We start from the raw sequence: 25,103 nt of genomic DNA on the forward strand, positions 1-25,103 counted from the left end.
GAGGTTGCGAGCGGAGAGGTTCATCGCCACCTGCCAGTCGCGGCTCCGGGCCTGGAGATCGGCCAGATCGCGGAGCGCGGCGCGGACCACCCACGGCGTGAGCTCGTGGATCAGGTGGCTGTTCTCCAGCTGCGGGATGAAGCGCACCGGCGTCAGCAGCCCGTGCTCCGGGTGCTGCCAGCGCAGCAGCGCCTCGGTGCCGGTCACCCGCTCGCGCCCCAAGTGCCACTTGGGCTGGTGGTGGAGGCAGAGCTCGCCGCCGGCCAGCGCCCGCCGGAAGCCGCTGAGCAGCACCAGGTTCTCGCGGCTGGACTGATCGCTGCTGGCGTCGTAGACCCGCTCCCGCTCCCCCTGGCGGGTGGCCAGATCCCCGGCGATGGTGGCGCACTGGATGAGCTGCTCGGCGTGCCGGCCGTGCTCCGGGTAATCGGCGCGGCCGAAGGTCAGATTGACGTAGAGCGGCACCCCGCCAGCCACCAGCGGCTCCGCCGCCTGCTCGCGGATGCAGGCGCGCACGGCCTCGAGCCGCTGCTGATCGACCACCACAGCGAAGCGCTCGCCGTGCAGGTGGTAGACCCGGGCCTCCGCCCCGCAGGCCGCCTGGAGCCGCCCCACCAGCCCGCGGATCAGGCGCACCCCGACCTCGGGCCCGAAGGTGTGCACCAGCTCGGTGTAGTTGTCGAAGATGACCACCAGCACCGAGAGACGGTTCGGGGTCCGCCCCGGCACCGGAGGATCCAGCGTCCGCCCCAGATCCTGGCGCAACGGCTGCTGGCTCGGCGCGCCGCTGACCGGATCCTCGCCGAGCAGGCGGGCAACCGCCTGGCCGAGCATCCCCACCACCCCACCGACGAACATGAAGAAGGCCGTCCGATAGATCCAGTTGAGCGGCTCCTGCATCTCGCCGGAGGCGGTGTCGATGGGCATCCACGGCCCCAGGGCTAGACCGCCGGCGAGACCGGCCAGCACTCCCCCGGGCGGACCGAACAGTGCCGCACCGAGCAAGACGGGGAGATACATGATGTGGGAAAAGGCGTACTGAATGCCGCCGGTCTGCCAGACCAGCAGCGCGGTGGCGGCGATCAGGGCAGCGACCCCGACCAGGGCCATCCAGCCCTGCAGGCCACCGGGGTACTGCCAACGCGTCAAGGAAAGCGCCAGACTGCGGTCGATCCGTACCATCCAGGGGCCTCTTCCTTAGCCCAACTTGCCATGCGGCAGCGCCGCGTCACGGTGCCGCACGGGGTCACCGTAACGCAAACGTTACAGTTGACACCAGTCAAAATGAGCATGCCGCTGCGCCCTGGCTATTACAGCCTGAAGGCGAGACGGGCGGCGACCCCTGCCAGGCTGACGAACCCGGCCAACCCGCCGATCACCGCGCCCACCGGCACCCCCCAATCGAGCAGCACGCCAGTGGCCGGCGGCGACAGGGCCGTGGCCACCGACATCGCCGCGTGGGCCAGGGCGCGGATGGCGCCCAGGTTGTGGATGCCGTAGAGCTCGGCCCACAGGGCGTTGATCGCCGGCGCCCCGACGCCGGCGGAGAGTCCGGCCAGGAGCATGTAGGCCGGCACCACCCAGGGGCCGGTGAACCCCGCCGCCAGCACCAGGCCGGTGAGCAACGGCAGCAGCGCCAGCGGGAGGGCGCGGCGGGCGGTGATCCGGTCCACCCACGGCCCGCCGAAGAGCAGCCCGACCACGTGGGCGGCGGCGAAGCCGAGGAACGAGGCGGCCATCAGCTCCAGGGGCCAGCCCCGGGCGTCGGCCAGATGGACCTGGTGGAAGAACAGGAAGGTGACCGAGGCCGGCGCGGCGATCACCCCGGGCAGATAGAGCCACAGGCGCCGGTCACGCAGCACGTCGCGCCGCCGCCAGCCCGTCCCGGCGGGCTGTTCGTCGGCCAGCCGTTCGATGCGCCGGCGGCGGGCGCTGTGTCCGCGCAGCAGGGCGAGCAGCGCCGGCAGCCCGACAAGCAGCAGCAGCGCGGCCACCAGCAGCCAGACCTGCTGCCAGTCCAGCAGCGCCAGCAGCACCACGGCGCTGCCCGGCAGGGCCGCCTCAGCCACCGGCAACCCCAGGGCGGCGAGCCCCAGGGCCCGCCCGCGCCGGGCGTCGAAGTAGCGGGCCATACTGCTGAAGGCCATATGGGTCATCAGCCCCTGGCCGCACAGGCGCAGCAGGAACAACCCGAGGAGCAGTACCGCCACGTGCCCGGCCAGCCCCACCACGGCGGCGCCGACGGCCAGACCGATCAGCGTGGCCGCCGCAAAGGCCCGCAGGTCGAAACGATCTAGGGCGCGGCCGAGCCAGACCACCGCCGCGGCACTGCCCAGCGTGGCGATGCCGTAGTAGAGGCCGAAGCCACCGTGTCCAAGATCAAAGGAGGTGCGGATCGGCTCGCTGAACAGCGAGACGAAGAAGGTCTGCCCGAAGCCGGAGAGCGCCGCGGCCAGCAGGCCGAATCCGAGGAACCGGCGGTTCTCGATGACAAACCGCAGGTATTCCGAATCCACCCGCACGGCCGCGACGCCTCCTTTCGTTCGGGACTGGGTATTGGGTCACCGGCCGAGGCCGGGCGCCGCTTAGCGCCCGGTCGGCTTCACCGACTGCCCCGTTTCACCGTCGATAGCCGGCTCCTCGCCGTCGGCCAGGTGCATGGCCATGCGCGGGGCGTACCACAGCGACGGCAGCAGGATCAGCGACACCGGCACCGCGGTGACCACGATAAACGACTGCAGGGCCGTGACACCGCCCTCGCCCATGAGCATGAGGATCATCGCCATCACGCCCAGGACCAGGCCCCAGAAGACCCGCAGCCAGGTGGCCGGCTCGTCGGTCTCGCTCATGGTCAGCGAGATGGTGTAGGTCATCGAGTCCGAGGTGGTGGCCACGAAGATGGTGGTCAGCACCAGGAAGAGCACGGCGATGATCGCACCGAAGGGCATCTGCTGGGCGATGGCCATCATCGCCGCCGGCAGCCCGGCCTCGTTGTAGGGCTCGGAGATGGCACCCGGCGTGGCCAGCTCGAAGGCGATGCCCGAACCGCCGACGATGGCGAACCAGAAGCAGGTGGCCACCGGGGCGAGCACCGACATGGCCAGCACGATCTGGCGGATGGTGCGCCCGCGGGAGATGCGCGCCACGAAGATCGCCATCAGCGGGCCGTAGCCCATGAACCAGCCCCAGAAGAAGACCGTCCACCAGTCCAGCCAGGCCGGATCCTCGCGGAACGTCGCCATCGGCAGCAGGTTATCCACGTAGGTGCCCATGCCCTGGACGAAGCCGTCGATGATGAACGCCGTCGGGCCAAAGAGCAGGATGAAGGCGGCCAGGAAGAGCGCCAGCATCACGTTGAAGCGGCTGAGGACGCGGATGCCGCGGTTCAGCCCGGTGATCGCCGAGAACAGATAGAGCGGGATCACCCCCAGCAGCACCGCCGCCGGCAGCCAGACGCTATCCGGCAGCCCGAAGAGATCGCTCAGGCCGTAGGCCACCTGCAGCCCGAGAAAGCCCAGCGGCCCCACGGTGCCGGCCACCACAGCGATCACACAGAAGGTGTCGACGATGGCCCCGGGGGTGCCGTGCATGATGCGCTCGCCGAACAGCGGATAGAGCAGCGTGCGCGGCTTCAGCGGCCAGCCCCGGTGGTAGTGCAGCTGCATGAGCATGCCGCCGGTCAGCGCCCCGAGGATCGACCAGGCGAGGAAGCCCCAGTGCATGAAGCTCTGCGCCAGCGCCGGCACCGCGGCGCCCTCCTCGCCGCCCTCGATGCCCAGCTCGGCGGCGAACAGCGGCGCCGGATCCATGAAGTGGGCAATGGGCTCGGCGGCCGCCCAGAAGACGCCGCCACCGGCGAGCAGCGTGGCCATGATCATGGACAGCCAGGAGAAGTTGCTGTAATCCGGCTTATCGTTGCCGACCCGCAGCCGGCCCAGCGGGCTGAAGGCCATGACCAGGGCGATCAGGAAAGTGGCGAGCATCAGTAGCTGCCAGTACGCGCCGAAGTACTGCGTGGCGTAGCCGAAGGTGGTATCCACCGCTGCGCTCAGCCAGTCCAGGTCCACCGCCGCGATGGCGATGAAGGCCAGGACAAAGCCACCCGAGAGCACCATCACTGTGCGTTCGTTGCCGCGAATCTCCCGTTCGGGCACAGCCTGGCGGTTACCCGCCGAATCGGGTTGAGACATGGGGAGTTGGGCTCCGTTTCGTCGTGCGAAAGGCCACGACCACCCCTTCTGTACGGGCTTGGACGCACAATCATGGGGCGGCCCCGGGGGAAAGGGCCTGCACCGTACCGGGTCTCTTGCACAATTTCAAGGCACGCCCCCGAGGGAAACCAGGGCGTTGGCGGCGGAGACCGCGACCAACGGCGATTTCTCGCGCCACCGCCCGACCAGGCGTCAGTGTCCGTCTACGGCGGGCTGCCGCACCCAGGCCAGCACACGGGACAGCTCATCGCGATCGATCGGCTTGGTCAGGATGTAGTCGCTGCCCTGCCGGGCGCAGTCCGCCCAGATCTGCTCGACGGCGTGGGCGGTGCACATCACCACCGGTGTGCGGGCCGCGCCGATCTGCGACTCGTGCTGGCGGATCCGGCCCAGCGCCTGACAGCCGTCCACGCTGGGCATCTGCACATCCAGCAGCACCAGATCGGGGCGCTCGGCTGCACAGTGATCGATCGCCGCCTGGCCGTCCTCGACCACCGTCACCTGGCAGCCCCGCTGTTCCAGGAGGGTGCGGATCAGCAGGGCGTTGGTCGGCTCGTCCTCGGCGACCAGCACGCGCAGCGGCCGGTCCGCCTGCGGGTGCGACCGGTCCACGGCGACCGTGGCTTCGGCGCCATCCGCCGCTGAAGGCTCCACCGCCGGCAACCGGGCGGTAAACTGGAAGGTGGAGCCGGCCCCGGGGGCGCTCTTCAGACCAAGATCACCGCCCATCAGCCGCACCAGCTCCTTGCAGATGGTCAAACCCAGCCCGCTGCCCTCCTGCCGGCGGAAGACATCACCGCCCTGGGTGAAGGCGCGGAAGATGCGCTTTTGATCCGCCTCGGAGATCCCCGGCCCGGTATCGCGGACCGCGACCCGCAACAGCCCGTCGCCGTCCGCCGGCTCCACGGTGATGACCACGCTGCCCTGTTCGGTGAACTTGATGGCGTTGTTCGCCAGGTTGTAGAGCACCTGCCCGAAGCGCACCGCATCCCCCTCCACCCACCCGGGAACCGCCGGGTCGATGTGCAGGCTCAGGCTCAGTCCCTTCTCGGCAGCCAGGGCCTCCAGCAGCCCGACCTCGTCTTCCAGGAAGGCCCGCAGGTCGAAGGGCGCACACTCCAGCTGCATCTCCCCGGCCTCCAGCCGGGAGAGGCTGAGCAGGGTATCGACGAGGCCGAGCAGGGTCTGACTGGCAGTCCGGCAAAGCTCCACGTAACGGCGCTGCTCGGCATCCAGCTCGGTGTCCTGCAACAACCCCGTGAAGCCGACCACGGCATTGAGCGGCGTGCGCAGGTCGTGACTGACCGCCGCCAGGAACGTGGTGCGATCCCGATCGGCCTGGGCGCGGGCCTGCTCGAGTTCCATGCGCTCGGTGATGTCGTAGAGCGCCCCCTGGAAGACCTGCCGGCCATTGGCTGGTAGCTCCACCATCTGCCAGATATCCCGCACCCAGCGGGTGGATCCGTCGCGGTGGCGGATGCGGTAGCGCAGATCGCCCACCCGCTCACCCCGGCGCCGGATCGCGGCGTCTTCGGCAGCGACCCGCTCCCAGTCATCGGCGTGGATCAGATCCCCCCAGCAGTACCCGTGATCGAGCAGGTAGGCGCGGTCGTAGCCAGTAATGGCTTCCACCGCCCCTCTCAGCAGGACGACCCGGTAATCGTCTGGATCGATCTGGTAGGCCACACCGAGAAAATCTTCGAGGAACCGGCGGTAGCGCTCCTCGCTCTTGCGCAGCGCGTGCTCGGTCGCCTTCTGCTCGGTGACGTCACGGATGATGGTTGAGCAGCGTTGTACCTCGCCGTGTTCATCGGCGTGGACGATGATCGTCTGCAACGCGGCAAACTCCGTCCCGTCGACAGCGCGCACCGTCGTCTCGCCCTGCCAGACCCCGTCGCGCCGCGCGGCCGGGATCGCCTCGTCGAGGATCCGCCGCACGGCCCACTCCGGGTGGGATTGCGCAATGCGCTGCTCCAGGGGGATATCCGGGCGCGGCTCGCCCATGACCCGGCGCATGGCCGGGTTGCGGTACAACTCATGGCCGCAGCACAGATCGGCGACGCCGATCAGCTCCGGCGCCCCCTCGAGCATCTCCAGCAATTCCTCGGGCGCGATCTCGTGCCCGCCCACTCCCTGCTTCGCACCCCGGACGTCGCGACTGGCCATCACCGACTCCGCATATTTAAAAGGATTTAAAGATAACACGCTGATTCGGGCAATCGTGCGCCCATGAACGGGGCCCCGGGTCAGTCGGCGGCGTCGACCAGGTGGACGTCCACCCGGCGGTTGCGGGCGCGCTGCTCCGGGGTCTCGTTGGGCGCCAACGGCCGGGTCTCGCCGTGGCCCTGGGCGATCAGTCGCTCCGGGGTGATGCCGGCGTCCTTGAGGATATGGACCACGGAGATGGCCCGGGCCGTGGAGAGCTCGAAGTTGGAGCGGAAGCGGTCGCTGCGGATAGGGATGTCGTCGGTGTGCCCGGAGACCCGGATCAACCCCGGGGTATCGGCGAGGACGCCGGCCACCCGATCGAGGACCGGAACGAAGGGCTCGCTGATCTCCTTGCTGCCCAGGGCGAAGGCGGCCTGCTCAGGAAAGCGCAGCAGCACGCCGTCCTCGCCCTCGCCCAGCTCCACGTCGCCGGCGGCCAGCTCCTCGGCCAGCGCCTCCTGCAGCGCCTCGAGGATCTCCGCGGTGTCGGTATGCTCCGGATCCGCGGGCGGCAGATCGTCGTGGACCTCCTGCTCCGGCGTCGGCGCCGGCCCTTCCAGGTCGACCACCGTGGGGGCGGCCTGCGGGGTGTCCTCCTGCACCACCGAGGGGCCCAGGACCTGGCGCAGGGACTCGGCCAGCTTCTGATAGCGCTCATTGTCGATGGTGGACATGGTGTAGAGCATGACGAAGAAGACCACCAGCACTGCCATCAGGTCGGCAAAGGTGGTCATCCAGGCTGGCGACCCGCGGGCGGCTGCCTTGCTGCGGTACCTCATCCCTGGGACCCGGGGCTGTCCGTGGCCGTCTGCGCCCCCGGGGCCGCCGGGGCGGCACCGCGCTGGCTCGGCGGCAGGTAGTTGGAGAGCACCTCGTCGATCAGCCGCGAGTTGTACCGCTTGTGGATGCAGGTCACGGCGTCGATGATCAGCAGGTTGTTGGTGTGCTCCTGCTGCGCCCGAACCTCGAGGTTATCGGCGATGGGCAGGGCGACGAGCTGCGCGAACAGCGCACCGTAGAGGGTGGTCAGCAGGGCCACCGCCATGCCCGGGCCGATGGCCTCCGGATCTTCCAGGTTGCCGAGCATCTGCACCAGACCGACCAGCGTACCGATCATGCCAAAGGCCGGGGCCTGTTCGCCCATGCTGCGGAAGATGCGCTGGCCCACCTCGTGGCGCTGCATGGACAGCTCCAGCTCCTCACGCAGGATGCGCTGCACCAGCTCCGGCTCCACGCCGTCCACCGTCAGATCCAGCGCCTTGCGGAAGAAGGGGTTGTGGACCTCGGCGTCCTCCAGGGCGAGGAACCCGTGCTTGCGGACCAGGGTAGCCAGCTCCTTGGTCTGGGTGATCAGGGCCGCCGGGTCATCCTGGCGCCGCTTGAAGGCCTGGCTGGCCACCCGCACCGAGTTGATCACCTGGTGGAGCGAGAACTTGATCAGCGTCGCCGAGAAGGTCCCGCCGAATACGATGAGCACCGCGGGTAGGTAGAAGAACTGCGCGGCGTCACCGCTGGCCGCGATGGCGATGAGGATGATGGTGATCCCGACCAGCAATCCCCCGAGGGTCGCCTTGTCCAATGTTCGCCTCCAGAATGTGCGCGCTCCTTCGCCACGACGGGGAACGGGCGAGCGGGCCCCCATTTTGCCGGACTGCTCCTCAAGGTCCAGCCCCACCCGCACAGCGACCCGGGGGATCCGTGCACCCTGCCCCCCCGGTGCGCGGCGCTGGACCAGCGCCCCGGGACCGGCCGAGGCCTTGTCACACGCGGCGCTCTCGCCAACACTACGCCGCCCGACCTGACCATTCCGTTCCCACGATCCATGCCGTACCTGCTCCTGGTCACCCTGCTCTGGGCCTTCTCCTTCAGCCTGATCGGCGAGTACCTCTCCGGTCAGGTGGATGACGATTTCGCTGTCCTCAGCCGGGTGGCGCTGGCCGCCCTGGTCTTTTTGCCCCTGGCGCGGTTTCGCGGCCTGTCGCTGCCGCTGACCGGCGGACTGATGCTGCTCGGGGCGCTGCAGTTCGGGGTGACGTACCTCTGCCTCTACCGCTCCTTCGCCTACCTGACGGTGCCGGAGGTGCTGCTGTTCACCATCACCACGCCCCTGTACGTCGCCCTGCTCGACGACGCCCTGCACCGGCGCTTTGCACCGGTGGCGCTGCTCGCCGCGGCGCTGGCGGTCCTGGGGGCCGGGGTGATCCGCTACGACGGCATCACCGGCGACTTCCTGCTCGGCTTCCTGCTGCTGCAGGTAGCCAACGCCGCCTTCGCCGCCGGACAGGTGGGGTACAAGCACCTGCTGCTGCGCCACCCCATCGAGGTGCCGGCCTACCGCATCTTCTTCTACTTTTTCCTCGGCGCGCTGCTGGTGGCCGCCCCGAGCTTCGCCGTCTTCGGCGACCCGAGCCTGATGCCGAGCAGTGGGCTGCAGTGGGGTGTGCTGGTCTGGCTGGGCCTGGCAGCGTCCGGGCTGGGGCTCTATCTGTGGAACCAGGGCGCCCGGGTGGTGGACGGTGGCACGCTGGCGGTGATGAACAACCTGCTCGTCCCCGCCGGGCTGCTCGTCAATCTGCTGCTCTGGGAGCGGGACGCCGACCTGCTGCGTCTGGCTGTCGGCGGCGGCGTCATCGTCGCCGCGCTGTGGATCAATGCCCGCTTCTCGCGCTATGCGGTCCTCGGCACCGGGAGACCGGCGTGAGCCGCCCCGGGGCGTTGATCCGGCGTTGCGGCGCCGCGCTGGTCCTGCTCGGCGCCCTGATCGGCTGCGCGCCGGTCCACCAGGCGCCGGAGACGCCCCAGCAGCCCGCCCGGCTGCCGGCCACCGAAGGCCCCCTGGCCGAGTGGCTCCGGGCGGTTCCCGCGGCGCGGCAGGGGGCCACCGGCTTCCAGCTCATCACCGGCGGCCTCGAGGCCTACCAGTGGCGGGCGCACAGCGCTCGCATGGCCGAGCAGCGGCTTCACCTCCAGTACTACATCTGGCGCGACGACGAGGCCGGGCGCCTGCTCCTCGCCGAACTGCTCGACGCCGCCGAACGCGGTGTGGACGTGGCGCTGTTGCTCGATGACATGGACGTGCGCGGCAATGACCGCCCCCTGGCGGCGCTGGACGCCCACCCCAACGCCGAGGTGCGGCTGTTCAACCCCTACCGCGCCCGCTCCGGCGCGCTGCGGGCCGGGGTAGAGCTGCTGCTGCGCGCCAGCGATCTCAATCACCGCATGCACAACAAGGCGTGGATCGCCGACGGGCGCCTGGCCATCGTCGGTGGGCGCAACATCTCCAACGCCTACTTCTACGCCGGCGATCCGTTCAACTTCATGGACATCGACCTGGCCATGGCCGGCCCGCTGGCCCACCAGGCCGACCGCGCCTTCACCGACTACTGGAACAGCCCGGCCGCCATCCCCATCGATCAGCTCCAGCGCGCGCGGGCCAATGCCAAGACCCTGGAGCGGTTCCAGGAACGCCTGCGCGCCTGGCGCGACGAGCAGGCCGACCACCCCTTGCGCCACCACGCAGCCGATCCGCCGGCGCAGCTGCGCGAGACCGACGCCTACACCTGGACCCGGGACGCCGAACTGGCCGTGGACAACCCGAGCAAGGCCCTGGGCCACACCGGGCAGCCGACCACCCGCGCGGTGCTCAACGCCCTCACCGAGCGCTTTGCCGGCGTCGAGGAGCGCCTGACCCTGGCCTCGCCCTACTTCATCCCCGGTGCCGAGGGCACCGCCGGGCTGACCGGCCTGGCGCAGCGCGGGGTCGAGGTCGCGATCCTCACCAACTCGCTGGCCGCCACCGACGTGGCCCTGGCCCACAGCGGCTACGCCCGGCGCCGGCAGACCCTGCTTGAAGCGGGGGTCGATCTCTACGAACTGCGTCCCAGCGCCTGGCAGCACTACCGCGCCGACGCCGCCTTTGGCCTGGGTGCCTCGCGGGCGAGCCTGCACACCAAGGGGGCGGTCTTCGACGGCCGCGCGTTCTTCCTCGGCTCCTTCAACCTCGACCCGCGCTCGGCCCACATCAATACGGAGCTGGGGGTCTTCGTCCGCGATGCTGGGATGGCCGAGACGCTGGAGGCGATCTTCCAGCAGGCCGCCGAGCCCCGCTTCGCCTACCAGCTGCACCTCTCGGACCGGGGCGCCGTGCGCTGGCAGGACGACACCGGCGCCACCTACCGCCGCGACCCCAAGGCCGGCTGGTGGCGGCGCTTCGTGGCGGGTTTCGCGCGCCTGCTGCCCATCGAGTCGCAGCTCTAGGCCAGCTGCTGCGGGCTCGCCATGCCGTCGAGCGCCGGCTCGAGGGCCTCGAGCAGTGCCCGACGCGCCTCCGGCGTGCGCGCCCGGGTGGCCTGCTCGACCACCGCCTCGGTCAGGTGCGGCGCAAAGAGGTGGATGAAGGCGTACATGAACCCGCGCAGGTGGCTGCCCCGCCGGAAGCCGATGCTGGTGGTGCTCGGCGCAAAGAGGTGGCTGGCGTCGCGGGCCACCAGCCCCTCGTCGGTGTCCGGGTCGAAGGCCATGCTGGCGATGATCCCCACCCCCACCCCGAGCTGCACGTAGGTCTTGATCACCTCGGCGTCGGTGGCGGTGAAGACCACCTCCGGGTCGAGCCCGGCGCCCTGGAAGGCCGCATCGAGCTGGGAGCGGCCGGTGAAGCCGAAGACGTAGGTGACCAGCGGATGGGCGGCCAGGGCCTCCAGGGTCAACGGCTCGGTCTCGGCCAGGGGGTGATCGGCGGGCACCACCACGCTGCGGTTCCAGCGGTAGCACGGCATCATCACCAGGTCCTCGAAGTGCTCCATGGCCTCGGTGGCGATGGCAAAGTCCACCTCGCCCCGGGCGGCGAGCTCGGCGATCTGCATCGGCGTGCCCTGGTGCATGTGCAGGCTGACGTTGGGGTAGCGGGCGCGGAAGCGCTGGATGACCCGCGGCAGGGCGTACTTGGCCTGGGTCTGGGTGGTGGCGATGGTCAGCTGACCGCGCTCCTGGCCGGCGTAGTCGGCGGCGATGGCGCGGATGTTGCGCGCCTCCTCGAGCAGTCGGGCGGTGGCCTCGATGATGCGCTCGCCGGCCGGGGTCAGATGGGAGAGGCTCTTGCCGCTGCGCACAAAGATCTGCACCCCGAGTTCGTCCTCGAGGGCCTGGATCTGCTTGCTCACCCCGGACTGCGACGTGTATAGGGCGTCCGCCGCCGCCGAGATATTCAGGTTGCGGTGGACCACCTCGTGGATGAACTGCAGCTGCCTGAGCTTCATGGCCGTCCCTCGTGGCGCCGGATGGTCGCGGGCCGGCCCCGCCTCCTCGCCGGGCCGGCCCCTTTCCAGCGTACACCTGCGGATCCGGCTCAGCAGGAGGCGGGCTGGCGCGACTGCCGCGACTCGTCGCCGAAGAACCAGGGCCGCAGGCGCACCCCGACCACATTGCCGAGGAAGGCGAAGACCAGCCACACCCAGCCGTGGAGGCTGCCCGAGGCGATGCCGCCGAAGTAGGCGCCGATGTTGCAGCCGAAGGCCAGCCGCGCGCCGTAGCCGAGCAACAGGCCACCGATGATCGACGCCGCCAGTGCCCGGGGCGGGATGCGCAGGCTCGGCGCCAGGCGCCCGGCGAGCACCGCCGCCAGCAGCGCGCCGAGGATGATGCCGAAGTTGACCACCGAGGTGGCGTCGGCCAGCACACTGGCCTCCAGCGCCCGGGCGTTACCCGGCAGCTGCCAATAGCCCCACTGGGCCACCTCGATGCCCACCGCCTCGAAGCCCTTGGCGCCCCACAGGGCGAAGGCGGCGGTGATCCCCCAAGGCCGTCCGGAGAGGATCAGGGTCAGGGCGTTGAGCAGGGCCAGGGCCACCGCCCCCCAGATCAGCGGCCACGGGCCGCGCAGGAACCGCTGCCAACCGGCGCGCTCGGCCGCCGCCGGCTGCTCCAACGCGCCGTGGCGGCGGCGTTCGAAGTACACGGTGCCTGCATAGATGGTGGCGAACAACGCCAGGCTCAGGGCCAGACCGCCGGTCACCCCCAGCCCCTCGACCACCGACACCGCCTCGAAGGCCGGCCGATCCCACCACCAGTCGACGTGGTGGGTGGCGATCACCGAGCCGAGGATGAAGCCGAGCAGCGTGATCACCATCCGTGCGTTGCCGCCGCCGACGGTGAACAGCGTCCCCGAGGCGCAGCCGCCCCCGATCTGCATGCCGACCCCGAACAGGAAAGAGCCCACCACGACGGCCACCCCCACCGGGAAGACGTAGCCACTGAGCTCGTTGCCGAAGGCCGAGCCGGCATCCAGGAGCGGGAAGAAGAGCACCACCGCCACCGCCAGCATGACCATCTGCGCCCGCAGCCCGCGCCCGCGGCGCTCGTTGATGAACACCCGCCACGCCGCGGTAAAGCCGAAGGCGGCGTGGTAGAGCACCACGCCAAATGCCCCGCCGACGATCAGCAGAGCGGCCTGGGTGGGGCTGATGAACTGCCAGAGGTAGAGCGCCCCGATGGCCAGCAGGCCAAGGCTGGCCCAACCGGCCACCGGGGCGACACGGCCCCGCGCGGTCAGGGTGATGGATGACGACATGCTAGAGCCTCCCGTATCGATGGGCACCGGCCCCGTCGGATCGCGGGACCGCCTGGATCGAGAGGCTACGCCGGGCGACCCGGCGCCGTGAAAGAACGCTTTGGCCTATGCATATTCCGGCGCGGGGCCTCCGGAAGGGGGTCTCATCGGCCCACCCGGGACACGAATGCGGCGCCGGGGATCAATTGCCACACGCCCGCCCCGCTGATTGTTGACTTCGTGGTAGGGTTGAAACATTGGGGTCGTCCAGACCCTGTTCCGGACCACCAGCGAGGAACGGCTTTGTCGGGCAACAGCAACCCCACTCGACACCCGCCAGGTACCACCGCCACGCCGGCGACGATCGCCGCATGGGGATCAGCGGAGTGCGACTGGCTGCGTGCCCTGGACGCCATCTCCGAACCGGTCTTCATCCACGACGAGCACTACCGCATCCTGGCGGCCAACCGGGCCTACGCCGAGCGCGCCGGGCTAACCCCCGAAGAGTTCCGCCAACGCCCTTACTGGGAAGTCTTCCCGCATGGGGACGGACCACTGCCCAGCTGCCGGGCTGCCATGGATCAGGGCGGGTGCGGCCAGCACCGCAACCACCGCGGGGAGATCACCGAGGAGCTGGCCCTACCCAGCGGCGAGGTCTTCATCTCTCGCTCCTTCGCCGTCACCGACGCCACCGGCCACTATAAGCAGTCGGTGCACATCCTCGAGGACGTCACCGAGCAGCGCCGGCGCGAGCACCGACTCAGCGTAGCCGAGTCCCGGGCCCGGGAGCGCGAGCACCAGCTCGACCGCGTGCTGAGCAACACCGCCGAGGGCATCCTGGTTGTGGACGAGCACGGCCGGATCGTCTACGCCAACGCCACTGCCGGCACCCTGACTGGCCATTCGCCCGCGGAGCTGATCGGCCAGGATTTCGGCTTCCCGGTGGCCACCGGGAGCCCTGCAGAGATCGAGCTGCACACCAGCGGCAACGGCAACCGCATTGTCGAGATGCGCGCCCGGACCATGCGCTGGGAGGGCAAGCCGGCCTTCGTCCTCAACCTCCACGACGTCACTGAACGCAAGCGCGTCGAGCGGGAGCTGCGCCAGGCGGCCATCGTCTTCGAGGAGGCCCGGGAGGGGGTGATCATCACCGACGCCGAGGCCAACATCGTCGCCGTCAACCACGCCTTCACCCAGATCACCGGTTACGATGAGGATCAGGCCCTGGGGTGCAACCCCCGCTTCCTCGCCTCCGGCTTCCACACCCCAGCCTTCTACCAGGCCATGTGGGAGGCGATCCGCAGCCACGGCTACTGGACCGGCGAGATCTGGAACCGCCGCAACGACGGCACCACTTTCGCCGAGCTGGCCACCATCCGCGAACTGCGCGATGAATCCGGACGCCCGACCCACTACATCGGGGTCTTCTCGGACATCTCGCGGATCAAGGAGTACCAGACCCAGCTCGAACGGGTCCTTCACCTGGATCCGCTCACCGAGCTACCCAACCGGCTGCTCTTCCACGACCGCCTGGAACAGGCCCTACGCCAACACCAGCGCCAGCGGACCAATGAGAACGCCGTGGCGGTGCTGGTCGTCGATCTGAGCGACTTCCGCGCCGTCAATGACAGCCTCGGCCACGCCATCGGCGATCGCACCCTGCGCATCGTCGGCGAGCGCCTGGACTCCGCCATGGGCGATTCGGCCACCGTGGCCCGGCTCAGCGGTGACGAGTTCGGCGTGCTGCTGCCGCAGCTGGCCACCGCCGACGATGCCGCCAGCGCCGCCGAGCGGCTGATTGAGGCCGCCGAGGCGCCGCTGGAGATCGACGGCCACCAGATCCCGATCACCCTGCGCGTCGGGCTGAGCACCTTCCCGGACCAGGCCCAGGGGGCCAATGTACTGCTCGAGCAGGCCGACGCGGCCATGTACGAGGCCAAGAGCGAGGGCGTGAGCTACCGCTTCTTCAGCGAGGAGCTGACCGAGCGCGCCCGCGAGCGCATCGAACTCGGTGCCGAGCTGCGTCAAGCGCTGGCCGGCGAGGAGCTCGCCCTGCACTTCCAGCCCCAAGTAGACCTGGACAGCGGACGCTGGATCGGCCTCGAAGCGCTACTGCGCTGGCCCCATCCGCGGCGTGGCCCGATCTCGCCGGGGCGCTTCATCCCGGTGGCCGAGCGCACCGGGCTGATGTGCCAGCTCGGCGCCTGGGTGCTGCAGCGCGCCTGCCGGCAGTACCAGACCCTGCTCGACGCCGGTCAGGACTGGGGCCGCCTGGCGATCAACATCACCGCCCCCGAGCTGGCCGACCCCACCTTCGTCGAGCGGGTGATGCGCACCCTGGAGGAGACCGGGCTGGCGGCGGAGCGCCTGGAGCTGGAGATCACCGAGAGCCTGCTGGTCAACACCGACGAGCGCATCATCGAGCGGCTCGACGCGCTGCGCCGGCACGGTGTACGGGTGGCGGTGGACGACTTCGGCACGGGTTACTCGGCGCTGAGCTACCTCAAGGACCTACCGGTGGACCGGCTGAAGATCGACCGCTCCTTCATCGACAACGTCGATCAACCCTCCCGGGGGGCGACCATCACCCGCGCCATCCTCGCCCTCGGCCAGAGCCTGGAGCTGGAGGTGATCGCCGAGGGCATCGAGACCGAGGCCCAGCGTCGCACCCTGCAGGAGGCCGGCTGCCTGCAGGGCCAGGGCTTCTTCCTCGCGCGGCCCGCCCCACTGGAGCAGCTCCGCCCACCGGACCCGGCGCCGTAGGCCGGCGGCGCGCTGCGCGCCGCCGGGGGGCAGTGCGGAATACTGCATAAGCCCTTGCACAACCAGGGAGAGGTGCGCCAAATTGAAACTGATGGATCCTTCAGCCGTCCAGGTCGCTGATTACCGGGCCGCCATCTTCGACATGGACGGTGTGGTGACCCGTACCGCCACGGTACACGCGCGGGCCTGGAAAGAGATGTTCGACACCTTCCTGCAGGAACACGCCGCGCGGACCGGCACGCCCTACCGGCCTTTCGACGCCGAGACCGAATACTGGGAACACGTCGACGGCCTGCCCCGGCAGGAGGGGGTGCGCCGCTTCCTCGCCGCCCGCGGCATCGAACTCCCCGAGGGCGAGGACGGCGACCCGCCGGAGCGCGACACCATCCACGGCCTGGGCCAGCGCAAGGACCAGCTGATCCAGACGGTCATCGAACGCGACGGCGTGGAGGTCTTCCCGGACTGGCTGGAGCGGGTGCAGCAGTGGCGCGCGGCCGGGGTGAAGACGGCCATCGTCTCCTCGAGTCGCAACTGCCGGACGATGATCCGCGCCGCCGGGATCGAGGCGCTCTTCGATGCCCGGGTGGACGGCGAGACCGCCCGCGAGCTGGGCCTGCGCGGCAAGCCGGACGCCGACATCTTCCTGGTGGCCGCCGAACGGCTGGGTGTAGCGCCGGAGCAGAGCGTCATCTTTGAGGACGCCATCTCCGGCGTGCAGGCCGGGGCCGCCGGCCCCTTCGCCCTAGTGGTAGGGGTGGCCCGCCACGACAACCACGACGTCCTGCGTGAGCACGGCGCCGATATCGCCGTGACCGCGCTGACCGAACTGAGCTGAGGCACAGGAGGCGCGAGCGATGCACTCCCCCCGGGACCTGTTCGAGCCGGCGGTACGCGATGAACTCTACACTCGCATGGAGGGGCGGACCACGCCGCTGTTTCTTGACTACGACGGCACCCTGACACCGATCGTCGACAACCCGGCCGATGCGCAGCTCGATCCGGCCATGCGCCAGGCCCTGGAGGCGCTGGCGGCCCGCCAGACGGTCGCCCTGGTCAGCGGCCGCGACCTGCAGGCGCTGCAGCGCTTCGTCGGCCTGGATTCGGTCTACTACGCCGGCAGCCACGGCTTCGAGATCGTCGGCCCCGGCGGCGTCCACCGCTGCAACGAGGAGGCGGAGGCCGGCCTTGAGGCCCTGGCCGCGGCGGCCGAGGCGCTGGACACGGCCCTGGCGGAGGTCGAGGGCACCCTGCTCGAGCGCAAGCGCTTCGCCCTGGCCGTACACTACCGCAACACCCCGGAGGATCAGGTCGCGGCGGTGCGCGCGGCCGTCGACGAGGTCCTCGAGCGCCACCCGGGGCTGCGCTGCGGGCCGGGCAAGTGCGTCTTCGAGCTGCAGCCGGATGTCGCCTGGGACAAGGGCCGCGCCGTGCTCTGGCTGCTCGAGGCCCTGTCCCTGAACAACGGCGACACCCTGCCCATCTACATCGGCGACGACTGGACCGACGAGCACGCCTTCCGCGCCCTGGAGGGCCGGGGCGTCGGCATCTTCGTCGGCGACCTCGACCGGGCCACCGCCGCCGACTACCGGGTGGCCGACGTGGACGCCGTCCGCCAATTCTTCGAGCAGATGCTGAAGGGGCTGGAGCGATGACGCTACCCGAGACCGAAGGCTGGCAACTGACCTACCAGGGCTGGCTGCCCGAACAGCAGCAACACCGCGAGGCCATCTGCGTGCTGGGCAACGGTCGCTTCGCGACCCGCGGCGCCTTCGAGGGGGCCGCCCCCGGCGACACCCACTACCCCGGCACCTACATGGCCGGCGGCTACAACCGGCGCACCAGTACTGTCTCCGGCCGCGGGGTCGAGAACGAAGACCTGGTCAACCTGCCCAACTGGCTCTGCCTGAACTTCCGCCCCGCCGAAGGCGACTGGCTCGACTTCGATACCGTGGAGTGGCTGGACTACCGCCAGACCCTGGACCTGCGCCACGGCGTGCTCACGTGGCACCTGCACTTCCGCGACCCGGCCGGGCGCGAGACCCGACTGACCAGCCGGCGCCTGATGCACATGGGCGACAGCCACCTGGCGGCCATCCACTGGGAGCTGGAGCCGGTGAACTGGACCGGGGCGCTGCACATCCGCTCGGGGATCGACGGCGGCGTCGAGAACCTGGGCGTGGCCCGCTACCGGGCCCTGGAGACCCGCCACCTGGATGTGCTCGCCACCGAATTCTTCAGCGACGAGGCGGTCCTGCTGCGCAGCATGACCAACCAGTCCCGGATCGACCTGGCCAACGCCGCACGCACCCGGGCCTGGCAGGCCGACGGCCGGGGGCCCGAGGCCCGCGAGCGCGTCGAGACCGATGCCTACCTCGGCCACGACCTGACCCTGCAGGCGGAACCGGGGCAGCCGATCCGGGTGGAGAAGGTCGCCGCCCTGTACAGCGGCCGCGACCGGGCGATCTGCGAGCCGGGCATCGACGCCACGGCGGCGGTGGAACGGGCGCCGGGCTTCGATGAGCTGCTGCGCTCCCACGCCAAGGCGTGGGAGCGCTACTGGCGCGGCTGGGATGTAACACTGCACACCGACAACAACGGCGATGCCGAAGAGCAGACGGTGCTGCGCCTGCACATCTTCCACCTGCTGCAGACCACCTCGCTGCACACCACCGACCTGGACGTGGGGGTGCCGGCGCGCGGCCTGCACGGCGAGGCCTACCGCGGCCACATCTTCTGGGACGAACTCTTCATCCTGCCACTGCTCAACCTGCACAGCCCGGAGATCAGCCGGGCCCTGTTGATGTACCGCTACCGCCGCCTGCCCGAGGCCCGCCGGGCGGCGAGCGCCGAGGGTCTGCGCGGGGCCATGTACCCGTGGCAGAGCGGCAGCAGCGGTCGGGAGGAGACCCAGACCCTGCACCTCAACCCGGCGTCGGGCCGCTGGCTGCCGGACGACACCCACCGCCAGCGCCACGTCAACGCCGCCATCGCCCACAACATCTGGCGCTACTACGAGGTCTCCGGCGACACCGACTTCATGGCCTTCGCCGGCGCCGAGATGATCCTGAGCATCGCCCAGTTCTGGGCCAGCCTGGCCACCTACAACCCCGAGCGCCAGCGCTACGAGATCCACGGCGTCGTCGGCCCCGACGAGTTCCACACCCGCTACCCGGACAGCGACACCATCGGCCTGTCCAACAACGCCTACACCAACGTCATGGCCGCCTGGTGCCTGCACATCGCCGAGCAGGCCCTGGAGGTGATCGGCCCGACGCCGCGCAACGAGCTCCTCGACCGCCTGGAGATCGACCAGGCGGAACTGGCCCGCTGGCAGGAGATCGGCCAGCGGATGTTCATCCCCTTCCACGGCGACGGCATCATCAGCCAGTTCGAGGGCTACGAGCAGCTCGAGGAGCTGGACTGGGCCGGCTACCGGGAGCGTTACGGCAACATCCAGCGGCTCGACCGCATCCTCGAGGCCGAGGGCGAGGACATCAACCGCTACCAGGCGAGCAAGCAGGCCGACCTGCTGATGCTCTTCTACCTCTTCCCCCGACAGCAGATTGAGAGCCTGTTGGCCGAGATGGGCTACGAGCTGGACGCCGAGGCCATCCCGCGCAACATCGCCTACTACGAGGCCCGCACCTCCCACGGCTCGACGCTGAGCAACATCGTCCACTCCTGGGTGCTGGCGCGCTCGGACCGGCAGCGCTCCTGGGATCTGTTCGGCAACGCCCTGATCAGCGACCTGGGCGATAGCCAGGGGGGCACCACCAAGGAGGGGATCCACCTCGGGGCGATGGCCGGCACCGTGGACCTGGCCCTGCGCGGCTACACCGGCATGGAGCCCCAGGACGGCGTCCTGTGGCTCGACCCGATGCTGCCCGACGGCCTCCACGAGGTGGAGCACAAGATCCACTACCGCGGCCACTGGATCCACCTGGTGATCAACCACACCCGGCTGACCCTGCGGCTGGAGGAAGGGCCCTGGCCACCGGTGCGCATTGGCTACCGCGACCGGATCCACGACCTGCACCAGGGCGAGACCCTGGAACTGGCCTACGAGCGCTAGCGGCGGGACTGGCCTCCCGCCGCCGCGGCCGCTAACGTGGGATCCGGACCCGGTGTGGAGGCCCCATGGACCCGATGAATGACCCGCAATCGCTGTGGACCGTCTGGCTCACCCTGGCGGTGGTGCTGCTCGGCATCGAGATTCTCCTCGCCGGGGGCGCCGCCGGGGTGCTCATGGCCCTGGCCGTCATGGCCTTCGCCGGTATGGCCATGGCCCTGTTCGGCGCCCCGCTGGTGGCGCAGATCGCCGTGGCCATCCTGGCCGGGCTGGCCTCTCTGCCGTTCATGGTCTGGGTCTTCCGGCGTATGGGGCGCGGCGGCGGGCCGCCGTCGGCCGACGACAGCGCCCTGCGCCGCACCGCCTTCGAGGCCTACTACGACGCCCGCGGTCACCTGCGCGTGCGCGCCTTCGGCGACCACCTGATGGCCATCCCCGACCCCACCGACCAGCCCGAGATCGAGCCAGGCAGCGCGGTGCGCATCGTCCGGCTGGAGGGGACCCGGGCCATCGTCCGCCCGGTGGATGCCCCGGTGGGGGCACGACTCGACGACGCCCAGGCGTGAACCCGAACCGCCCCAGTATGGTCTCTGTGGGGGGAGACGCATCACAGCGTCTACGACCTGGAAACCGACCCAACAGGGGGAGTCACCCATGCCCTATAAGCTAGGAATCATTGCGCTGTTCGCCCTGCTGCTCGGTGCTGGCTGCGCCGGCACCGGCGACGAACCGGAGCCCACCGACGACCCGTGGGGCGAGCCGGAGCAGCAGGAGCCAGCGCCGGCGCCCGAGCCGGAGCAGCAGCCGATGCCGGAGCAGGAGCCGGCACCGACTCCTGAGGGCGACATGGGCTGGTAACCGGCCGGGACCCAGCCCCGTATCCGGTGCTGCGAAACGGGGTTCGAGACAATACTCGGACCCCGTTTTTATTGGGCTATTGAGGGGCACCGGCCTTTTGGTCCACCTTATGCGCTCTTCGATCCCTGATGGAGGCATGCATGGAGTCTTATAGGCAGCGCATTGGACTGTTCCTGGGGCCGGTGGTCGCACTGGCCGGATTCCTGATCGGTCCGCCGGGAGAACTGAGCCAGGCGGAGTGGAGCGTCGCCCTGGTCGCCATCCTGATGGCCATCTGGTGGATCAGTGAGGCGTTGCCCCTCGCCGCCACGGCCCTGGTCCCCATCGTCGCCTTCCCGCTGCTGGGGGTCATGGAGGTCGGCGACGTCACCGAGGCCTACGGCAACCACCTGATCTACCTGTTCCTGGGTGGCTTCTTCATCGCCGTCACCATGCAGCGCTGGAACCTCCATCGGCGCATCGCCCTGCACACCATCAACCTCGTCGGCCCCTCACCGCGACGGATCATCCTCGGCTTCATGCTCGCCACCGCCGGGCTGTCCATGTGGATCAGTAACACGGCCACGGCGATGATGATGCTGCCCATCGCCCTGGCGGTGCTCAAGCAGAGCCAGGAGGAGGCTGAGCAGAACGGCCAGGAGCTGCCCCGGGGCTTCGGCGTGGTGCTGATGCTCGGCGTTGCCTACGCCGCCTCCATCGGGGGCATCGCCACGCTGATCGGCACGCCGCCCAACGCCGTGCTCGCCGGTCAGGCCCAGGAGCTCTACGACATCGAGATCACCTTCGCCGGCTGGATGGCCTTCGGCCTGCCGCTGTCGATCCTCTTCCTGGGCATCGCCTGGGTCTACCTGGCCTTTGGCCGCCACTGCCGTGGCATCGGGCATCTGGTCAGCGGCCGCGAGACCATCCGCCAGGAGCTGGCCGAGATCGGCCGCATGGCCCCGGCCGAGCGCCGCGTGCTGACCGTCTTCGTGCTGGTGGCCCTGGCCTGGGTGTCCCGCGGCTTCCTGCCCGAGGGCGTCCTCGACGAGTTCGGCGACGCCAGCATCGCCATGGCCGGTGCCCTGGCCCTGTTCCTGCTGCCCTCGGGCAAGGAGAAAGGGCAGCGCCTGCTCGACTGGGACACCGCCGTGAAGATCCCCTGGGACATCGTCCTGCTGTTCGGCGGCGGCTTCGCTCTGGCGGCCGGTTTCGGGGCCAGCGGGCTGTCCGAGAGCCTGGCCGAAGGCCTGCAGGTGCTCGACGGCGTCTCCATCTTCCTGATCATCGCCGCCTGCGTCGCCCTGGTGGTCTTCCTCACCGAGGTGACCTCCAACACCGCCACGGCGACGGTGTTCATCCCGCTGATGGGTGCGCTGGCCGTGGCCACCAACTTCAACCCGCTGGTGCTGATGGCCGCCGTGGCGGTGGCTGCCTCCTGCGCGTTCATGCTGCCGGTGGCCACGCCGCCCAACGCCGTGGTCTTCGGCAGCCGGGCCCTGACCGTGCCGGACATGGCCCGCGCCGGGCTGCTGTTGAACCTGGTCACCATCGTGCTGACCACGCTGTTCGTCTACTTCCTGCTGCCGGTGGCCCTCGGCGTGGAGCTGACCACCATCATCGAGAAGCAGTAAACCCGACGGGGAGTGCACCTCCCCGCAGCCAGGCCGCCGACCCGCCGGGGTCGGCGGCCTTTTTCGTTGGGGGGGATCAGTCGAGGCGGCGGCGGAACGGTGGCAGGGCGTCGAGGAGCTGACGACCGTAGCGCTGGGTCACCACCCGACGGTCGAGGATGGTGATCCGCCCCCGATCATCCTCCGAGCGCACCAGCCGGCCGCAGGCCTGGATCAGGCGCAGCGAGGCCCGCGGCAGGCTGAGGGTGTGGAAGGAGGAGCGCTGCTGATCCTCCAGCCACTCGCCGAGGGTGGCGATCACCGGCTCGGTGGGAACACCGAAGGGGATGCGCTCGATGACCACGTGATCGCAGTAGCGGCCGGGCAGATCCACCCCCTCGGCCATGCCCGCCAGCCCGAACAGGATGCTCCCCTGCCCGGCATCGACGGCCTCGCGGTGGCGCTCGAGCATCGCCTCGCGGGAACGTTCGCCCTGGCACTGCAGCTGCTCACGCAGGGTCTCCGGCAGGGCCTGGGCCACCCGCTCCATGCGCTGGCGGCTGGTGAAAAGCACCAGCGCCGCCTCGTAAGGGTCGAGGAGCTCCGGCAGCCACTGGCAGACCTCGGCCAGGTGCGCCTCGGCGTTGCGCGGGTCACTGCGCAGCGCCGGTACGTGGAGCAGCGAGCGGCTGTAGTCGAAGGGGGATGGCAGCCACCCCTGGCTGATGAGGGCGTCGTCCTCGGGGAGACCGAGATCGCTGCGCAGGTGATCGAAGCGCCCCAGCGCCCTCAGCGTGGCGCTGGTGATCACGGCACCGGCACAGCGATCCCACAACCGCCGGGCCAGCTCACCGGCCACCGAGACCGGCGAGACCGAGACCCGGTGATCCACGGCACCGTCCGACTCCGCCTGGCGCTCCACCCAGCGGGCCACGGGCGGCACGCCGGCAGCCTCCTGCTCGCCGAGCAGCTGCCAGGTGGTGGCCAGGTTCGCCGCCCGCTCGCGCAGGAAGCCGAGCCGCGGCAGCTGGCGCTCCAGCTCCTGGGTGTCGCCGCGCTGCGCCTCCAGGGCGCTGTAGACCCGATCGGTGAACGCCTGCAGGGCCTCGTGGAGTCCCCGCGCCGGGTCGGCCACGCGCCCGGCCAGCTCGCGCACAGGGTCGGGGGCCTGGCCGGCGCGGAAGCGCCAGCGCTCCCCCTCAGCGTCGGCGCGGTAGTTGTGCTGGAGGAAGGTGTCCGCCTCCTGCAGTGCGGCGGCCACCTCGCTGAGGCGTTCCTGCAGCCGTTGCGCCTCGGCGTCCGGCGGCTCGCCGGCCGTGTCGTCCGGCAGCACCGCCGCGGTGTCCGTGGCAACGCCCTCGCCCTCCTCCAGCCACGTCCGCGCCGCCTGCACGCGGGCACTGGCGGCGAAGCGCTGCACCGCCTTGGCGGCCAGGTGGTGGCCCTCGTCGATGACGTAGAGCGCCTGCTCCGGGGGCGGCAGCAGCACGCCGCCCTGCTCCTCGCCGAGCTGCAGGTCGGCGAGGAGCAGATCGTGGTTGGTGATCACCACCTCGGCGCGGGCCACCCGGTCGCGGGCCGCGTAGACCGGGCAGCCCTCGAAGTGGGCACACCGCCGCCCGGAGCAGGAGTGGCTGGTGGAGGTGATCATCGGGCGCAGGTCGTCGGCCACGCCGTCGGCCCATTCGTCCAGGTCGCCGCCCCAGCGCTCCCCGTCCAGGGCCTCGGCCATCGCCTGCAGCTGCTCGGGCTCGCCCGGCTGCGGCGGGCGCGGCCAGCGCGCGGTGCCCAGGACCTCGCCGGCCAGCGCCTGCTGCGCCCCCGACTCAGCCTGCCCGGACTGGCCGACCAGCTCGTTGAGGTTGCGCGGGCAGAGGTAGCGTCCGCGGCCTTTGGCCACGGTGGCGTCGACCTCGATGCCGGCGTAGCGGGCCAGCTTGGGCAGGTCCTGGTGGAGAATCTGCTCCTGCAGGCCCACCGTGGCGGTGGCGATGACCAGCGGCAGGTCGCGGCTCCGGGCCACGGGTACCCCGCCGAGCAGATAGCTGAGGCTCTTGCCGGTGCCGGTGGGCGCCTCGATGGCCAGCAGGCGGTGGGGGTGATCCGCATCGAAGGCCTTGGCGACCTCCCAGATCATGCGTTTCTGCGCCTCCCGCTCGCGGAATCCGGGCATCTCGTCGCGGACCCGGCGGTAGGCGGTGGCGATGGTGTCGGTGATATCAGGCTCGGGCATGGCGCCAGTCTAACCGCCGGCGGCCGGTCAGCGGGAGCGAGGGATGGCCGGACGATGGCGGCGGGGTTGCCTGGGTATACGTTATTCCATATATTGCGCGCATGTTGATCGACCAGCTTCGCGCCTACTGGCACCACGCCGCCCACCGACTACCGACCCCCGAGGGCCTGCGCCGGCATGCCGTAGCCCTTCCCCTGCTGGCCTTGATTGCCGTCCCGGTGGGGCCGGCCAGCGCCGGCTACCATTCCGTAGCCCCAAGCCTGGAGGCGCTGCTCGCCTTCGACGGGGTGCTCATCGACATCCGCAGGCCCTACGAGTGGCAACAGACGGGTGTCGTCGAAGGCTCCGTGCAGCTGACCTTCTCTAACCCCGACTCCTTCCTCGAGGCACTGGAGCCGCACCTGGAGGCGGGCACCCCCATCGCCCTGATCTGCCGCACCGGCAGCCGCACCCAACAGGCCGGGCGGATGCTGGCCCGCCACCTGGATGTGCCGGTGATCAACATCGAGGGCGGCATCGTCCGGCTCATGCACCTGGGCTACGACCCGGTCCCCCCGAACGGGCGGTAAAGCAGCACAACAAATACATCATTGATAACCCTCAAACTCCTGTCTACCGTTTGAGC

Annotated in this window: 19 protein-coding genes (1 of these 19 running past the window's edge); 10 read left to right on the forward strand and 9 right to left on the reverse strand. The window is 70.1% G+C overall.

The genetic code is table 11. The features are described from left to right. The 6 genes from HHAL_RS01710 to HHAL_RS01735 all read right to left on the reverse strand — a co-directional run. A protein-coding gene (locus tag HHAL_RS01710) for a putative bifunctional diguanylate cyclase/phosphodiesterase (RefSeq protein ID WP_011813150.1) crosses the window boundary here: on the reverse strand, nt 1–1,182 show its 5' portion. It extends 516 nt beyond the left edge of the window; only the first 1,182 of its 1,698 coding nucleotides appear in the window; its start codon is at nt 1,180–1,182; the stop codon falls past the left edge of the window. Between the two features lie 128 nt (nt 1,183–1,310). Beyond that, nucleotides 1,311–2,522, reverse strand: coding sequence for an MFS transporter (locus tag HHAL_RS01715; RefSeq protein ID WP_011813151.1), 1,212 nt, complete (start codon nt 2,520–2,522; stop codon nt 1,311–1,313). Nucleotides 2,523–2,585: 63 nt separating this feature from the next. After that, the gene (locus HHAL_RS01720; protein ID WP_011813152.1) at nt 2,586–4,190 is read right to left on the reverse strand and encodes a BCCT family transporter; all 1,605 of its coding nucleotides are present in this window, start codon (nt 4,188–4,190) and stop codon (nt 2,586–2,588) included. 213 nt (nt 4,191–4,403) lie between these two features. After that, a complete protein-coding gene (locus tag HHAL_RS01725) occupies nt 4,404–6,377 on the reverse strand; it encodes an ATP-binding protein (protein WP_011813153.1) in 1,974 nt (657 codons plus the stop codon). Between the two features lie 80 nt (nt 6,378–6,457). Next, a complete protein-coding gene (locus HHAL_RS01730; protein WP_011813154.1) occupies nt 6,458–7,198 on the reverse strand; it encodes an OmpA family protein in 741 nt (246 codons plus the stop codon). Continuing rightward, nucleotides 7,195–7,998: a MotA/TolQ/ExbB proton channel family protein gene (locus HHAL_RS01735; protein ID WP_041594999.1), complete on the reverse strand. Its 804-nt coding sequence runs from the start codon at nt 7,996–7,998 to the stop codon at nt 7,195–7,197. The genes HHAL_RS01730 and HHAL_RS01735 overlap by 4 nt, the downstream gene beginning before the upstream one ends. A 243-nt stretch (nt 7,999–8,241) precedes the next feature. On the opposite strand from HHAL_RS01735, the gene HHAL_RS01740 reads away from it, so the two are divergent. Further along, a complete protein-coding gene (locus tag HHAL_RS01740) occupies nt 8,242–9,120 on the forward strand; it encodes an EamA family transporter (protein WP_011813156.1) in 879 nt (292 codons plus the stop codon). Then, nucleotides 9,117–10,676 carry a phospholipase D family protein gene (locus tag HHAL_RS01745; RefSeq protein WP_011813157.1) on the forward strand — a complete coding sequence of 520 codons (1,560 nt, stop codon included), beginning with the start codon at nt 9,117–9,119 and terminating at the stop codon, nt 10,674–10,676. The genes HHAL_RS01740 and HHAL_RS01745 overlap by 4 nt, the downstream gene beginning before the upstream one ends. On the opposite strand, the gene cysB is transcribed toward HHAL_RS01745, so the two are convergent. Beyond that, nucleotides 10,673–11,674, reverse strand: a complete 1,002-nt coding sequence (gene cysB / locus HHAL_RS01750; RefSeq protein ID WP_011813158.1) for an HTH-type transcriptional regulator CysB — start codon at nt 11,672–11,674, stop codon at nt 10,673–10,675. The genes HHAL_RS01745 and cysB overlap by 4 nt on opposite strands. Nucleotides 11,675–11,763: 89 nt before the next feature. Beyond that, nucleotides 11,764–12,984, reverse strand: coding sequence for a YeeE/YedE family protein (locus HHAL_RS01755; protein WP_011813159.1), 1,221 nt, complete (start codon nt 12,982–12,984; stop codon nt 11,764–11,766). A 282-nt stretch (nt 12,985–13,266) separates the two neighbouring features. Between HHAL_RS01755 and HHAL_RS01760 the strand changes: the two genes are divergently transcribed. The 7 genes from HHAL_RS01760 to HHAL_RS01790 all read left to right on the forward strand — a co-directional run bounded on the left by HHAL_RS01760 (nt 13,267) and on the right by HHAL_RS01790 (nt 22,266). Further along, nucleotides 13,267–15,726, forward strand: coding sequence for a sensor domain-containing protein (locus HHAL_RS01760; RefSeq protein WP_011813160.1), 2,460 nt, complete (start codon nt 13,267–13,269; stop codon nt 15,724–15,726). A 91-nt stretch (nt 15,727–15,817) separates the two neighbouring features. Continuing rightward, the gene (locus HHAL_RS01765) at nt 15,818–16,561 is read left to right on the forward strand and encodes a beta-phosphoglucomutase family hydrolase (protein WP_049751370.1); all 744 of its coding nucleotides are present in this window, start codon (nt 15,818–15,820) and stop codon (nt 16,559–16,561) included. 19 nt (nt 16,562–16,580) lie between these two features. Next, nucleotides 16,581–17,378 (forward strand): trehalose-phosphatase, encoded by a 798-nt coding sequence (gene otsB, locus HHAL_RS01770; RefSeq protein ID WP_011813162.1) that lies wholly within the window; start codon nt 16,581–16,583, stop codon nt 17,376–17,378. Further along, nucleotides 17,375–19,798 (forward strand): glycoside hydrolase family 65 protein, encoded by a 2,424-nt coding sequence (locus tag HHAL_RS01775; protein ID WP_011813163.1) that lies wholly within the window; start codon nt 17,375–17,377, stop codon nt 19,796–19,798. The genes otsB and HHAL_RS01775 overlap by 4 nt, the downstream gene beginning before the upstream one ends. 65 nt (nt 19,799–19,863) lie before the next feature. Continuing rightward, the gene (locus HHAL_RS01780) at nt 19,864–20,361 is read left to right on the forward strand and encodes an NfeD family protein (protein ID WP_011813164.1); all 498 of its coding nucleotides are present in this window, start codon (nt 19,864–19,866) and stop codon (nt 20,359–20,361) included. Nucleotides 20,362–20,449: 88 nt separating this feature from the next. Continuing rightward, nucleotides 20,450–20,653: a TonB-like protein gene (locus tag HHAL_RS13400; RefSeq protein WP_011813165.1), complete on the forward strand. Its 204-nt coding sequence runs from the start codon at nt 20,450–20,452 to the stop codon at nt 20,651–20,653. Nucleotides 20,654–20,793: 140 nt separating this feature from the next. Next, nucleotides 20,794–22,266 (forward strand): SLC13 family permease, encoded by a 1,473-nt coding sequence (locus tag HHAL_RS01790; RefSeq protein WP_011813166.1) that lies wholly within the window; start codon nt 20,794–20,796, stop codon nt 22,264–22,266. Between the two features lie 76 nt (nt 22,267–22,342). Here the strand turns inward: HHAL_RS01790 and dinG are convergent, their stop codons facing one another. Beyond that, nucleotides 22,343–24,478 (reverse strand): ATP-dependent DNA helicase DinG, encoded by a 2,136-nt coding sequence (gene dinG / locus HHAL_RS01795; RefSeq protein WP_011813167.1) that lies wholly within the window; start codon nt 24,476–24,478, stop codon nt 22,343–22,345. Between the two features lie 101 nt (nt 24,479–24,579). Between dinG and HHAL_RS01800 the strand changes: the two genes are divergently transcribed. Next, nucleotides 24,580–25,047: a rhodanese-like domain-containing protein gene (locus tag HHAL_RS01800; protein ID WP_011813168.1), complete on the forward strand. Its 468-nt coding sequence runs from the start codon at nt 24,580–24,582 to the stop codon at nt 25,045–25,047. Nucleotides 25,048–25,103: the final 56 nt, after the last annotated feature.

It is taken from the genome of Halorhodospira halophila SL1, assembly GCF_000015585.1.
In the GTDB taxonomy this organism is placed as follows: Bacteria; Pseudomonadota; Gammaproteobacteria; order Nitrococcales; family Halorhodospiraceae; genus Halorhodospira; species Halorhodospira halophila.

What these genes read in the sequence shown, in the direction of transcription:
- otsB (WP_011813162.1), top strand. Translation starts at nt 16,581, where the DNA reads ATGCACTCCCCCCGGGACCTGTTCGAGCCGGCGGTACGCGATGAACTC.
- cysB (WP_011813158.1), bottom strand. Translation starts at nt 11,674, where the DNA reads ATGAAGCTCAGGCAGCTGCAGTTCATCCACGAGGTGGTCCACCGCAAC.
- HHAL_RS01720 (WP_011813152.1), bottom strand. Translation starts at nt 4,190, where the DNA reads ATGTCTCAACCCGATTCGGCGGGTAACCGCCAGGCTGTGCCCGAACGG.
- HHAL_RS01790 (WP_011813166.1), top strand. Translation starts at nt 20,794, where the DNA reads ATGGAGTCTTATAGGCAGCGCATTGGACTGTTCCTGGGGCCGGTGGTC.
- HHAL_RS01800 (WP_011813168.1), top strand. Translation starts at nt 24,580, where the DNA reads ATGTTGATCGACCAGCTTCGCGCCTACTGGCACCACGCCGCCCACCGA.
- HHAL_RS01780 (WP_011813164.1), top strand. Translation starts at nt 19,864, where the DNA reads ATGGACCCGATGAATGACCCGCAATCGCTGTGGACCGTCTGGCTCACC.
- HHAL_RS01765 (WP_049751370.1), top strand. Translation starts at nt 15,818, where the DNA reads ATGGATCCTTCAGCCGTCCAGGTCGCTGATTACCGGGCCGCCATCTTC.
- HHAL_RS01725 (WP_011813153.1), bottom strand. Translation starts at nt 6,377, where the DNA reads ATGGCCAGTCGCGACGTCCGGGGTGCGAAGCAGGGAGTGGGCGGGCAC.
- HHAL_RS01740 (WP_011813156.1), top strand. Translation starts at nt 8,242, where the DNA reads ATGCCGTACCTGCTCCTGGTCACCCTGCTCTGGGCCTTCTCCTTCAGC.
- dinG (WP_011813167.1), bottom strand. Translation starts at nt 24,478, where the DNA reads ATGCCCGAGCCTGATATCACCGACACCATCGCCACCGCCTACCGCCGG.
- HHAL_RS13400 (WP_011813165.1), top strand. Translation starts at nt 20,450, where the DNA reads ATGCCCTATAAGCTAGGAATCATTGCGCTGTTCGCCCTGCTGCTCGGT.
- HHAL_RS01730 (WP_011813154.1), bottom strand. Translation starts at nt 7,198, where the DNA reads ATGAGGTACCGCAGCAAGGCAGCCGCCCGCGGGTCGCCAGCCTGGATG.
- HHAL_RS01775 (WP_011813163.1), top strand. Translation starts at nt 17,375, where the DNA reads ATGACGCTACCCGAGACCGAAGGCTGGCAACTGACCTACCAGGGCTGG.
- HHAL_RS01755 (WP_011813159.1), bottom strand. Translation starts at nt 12,984, where the DNA reads ATGTCGTCATCCATCACCCTGACCGCGCGGGGCCGTGTCGCCCCGGTG.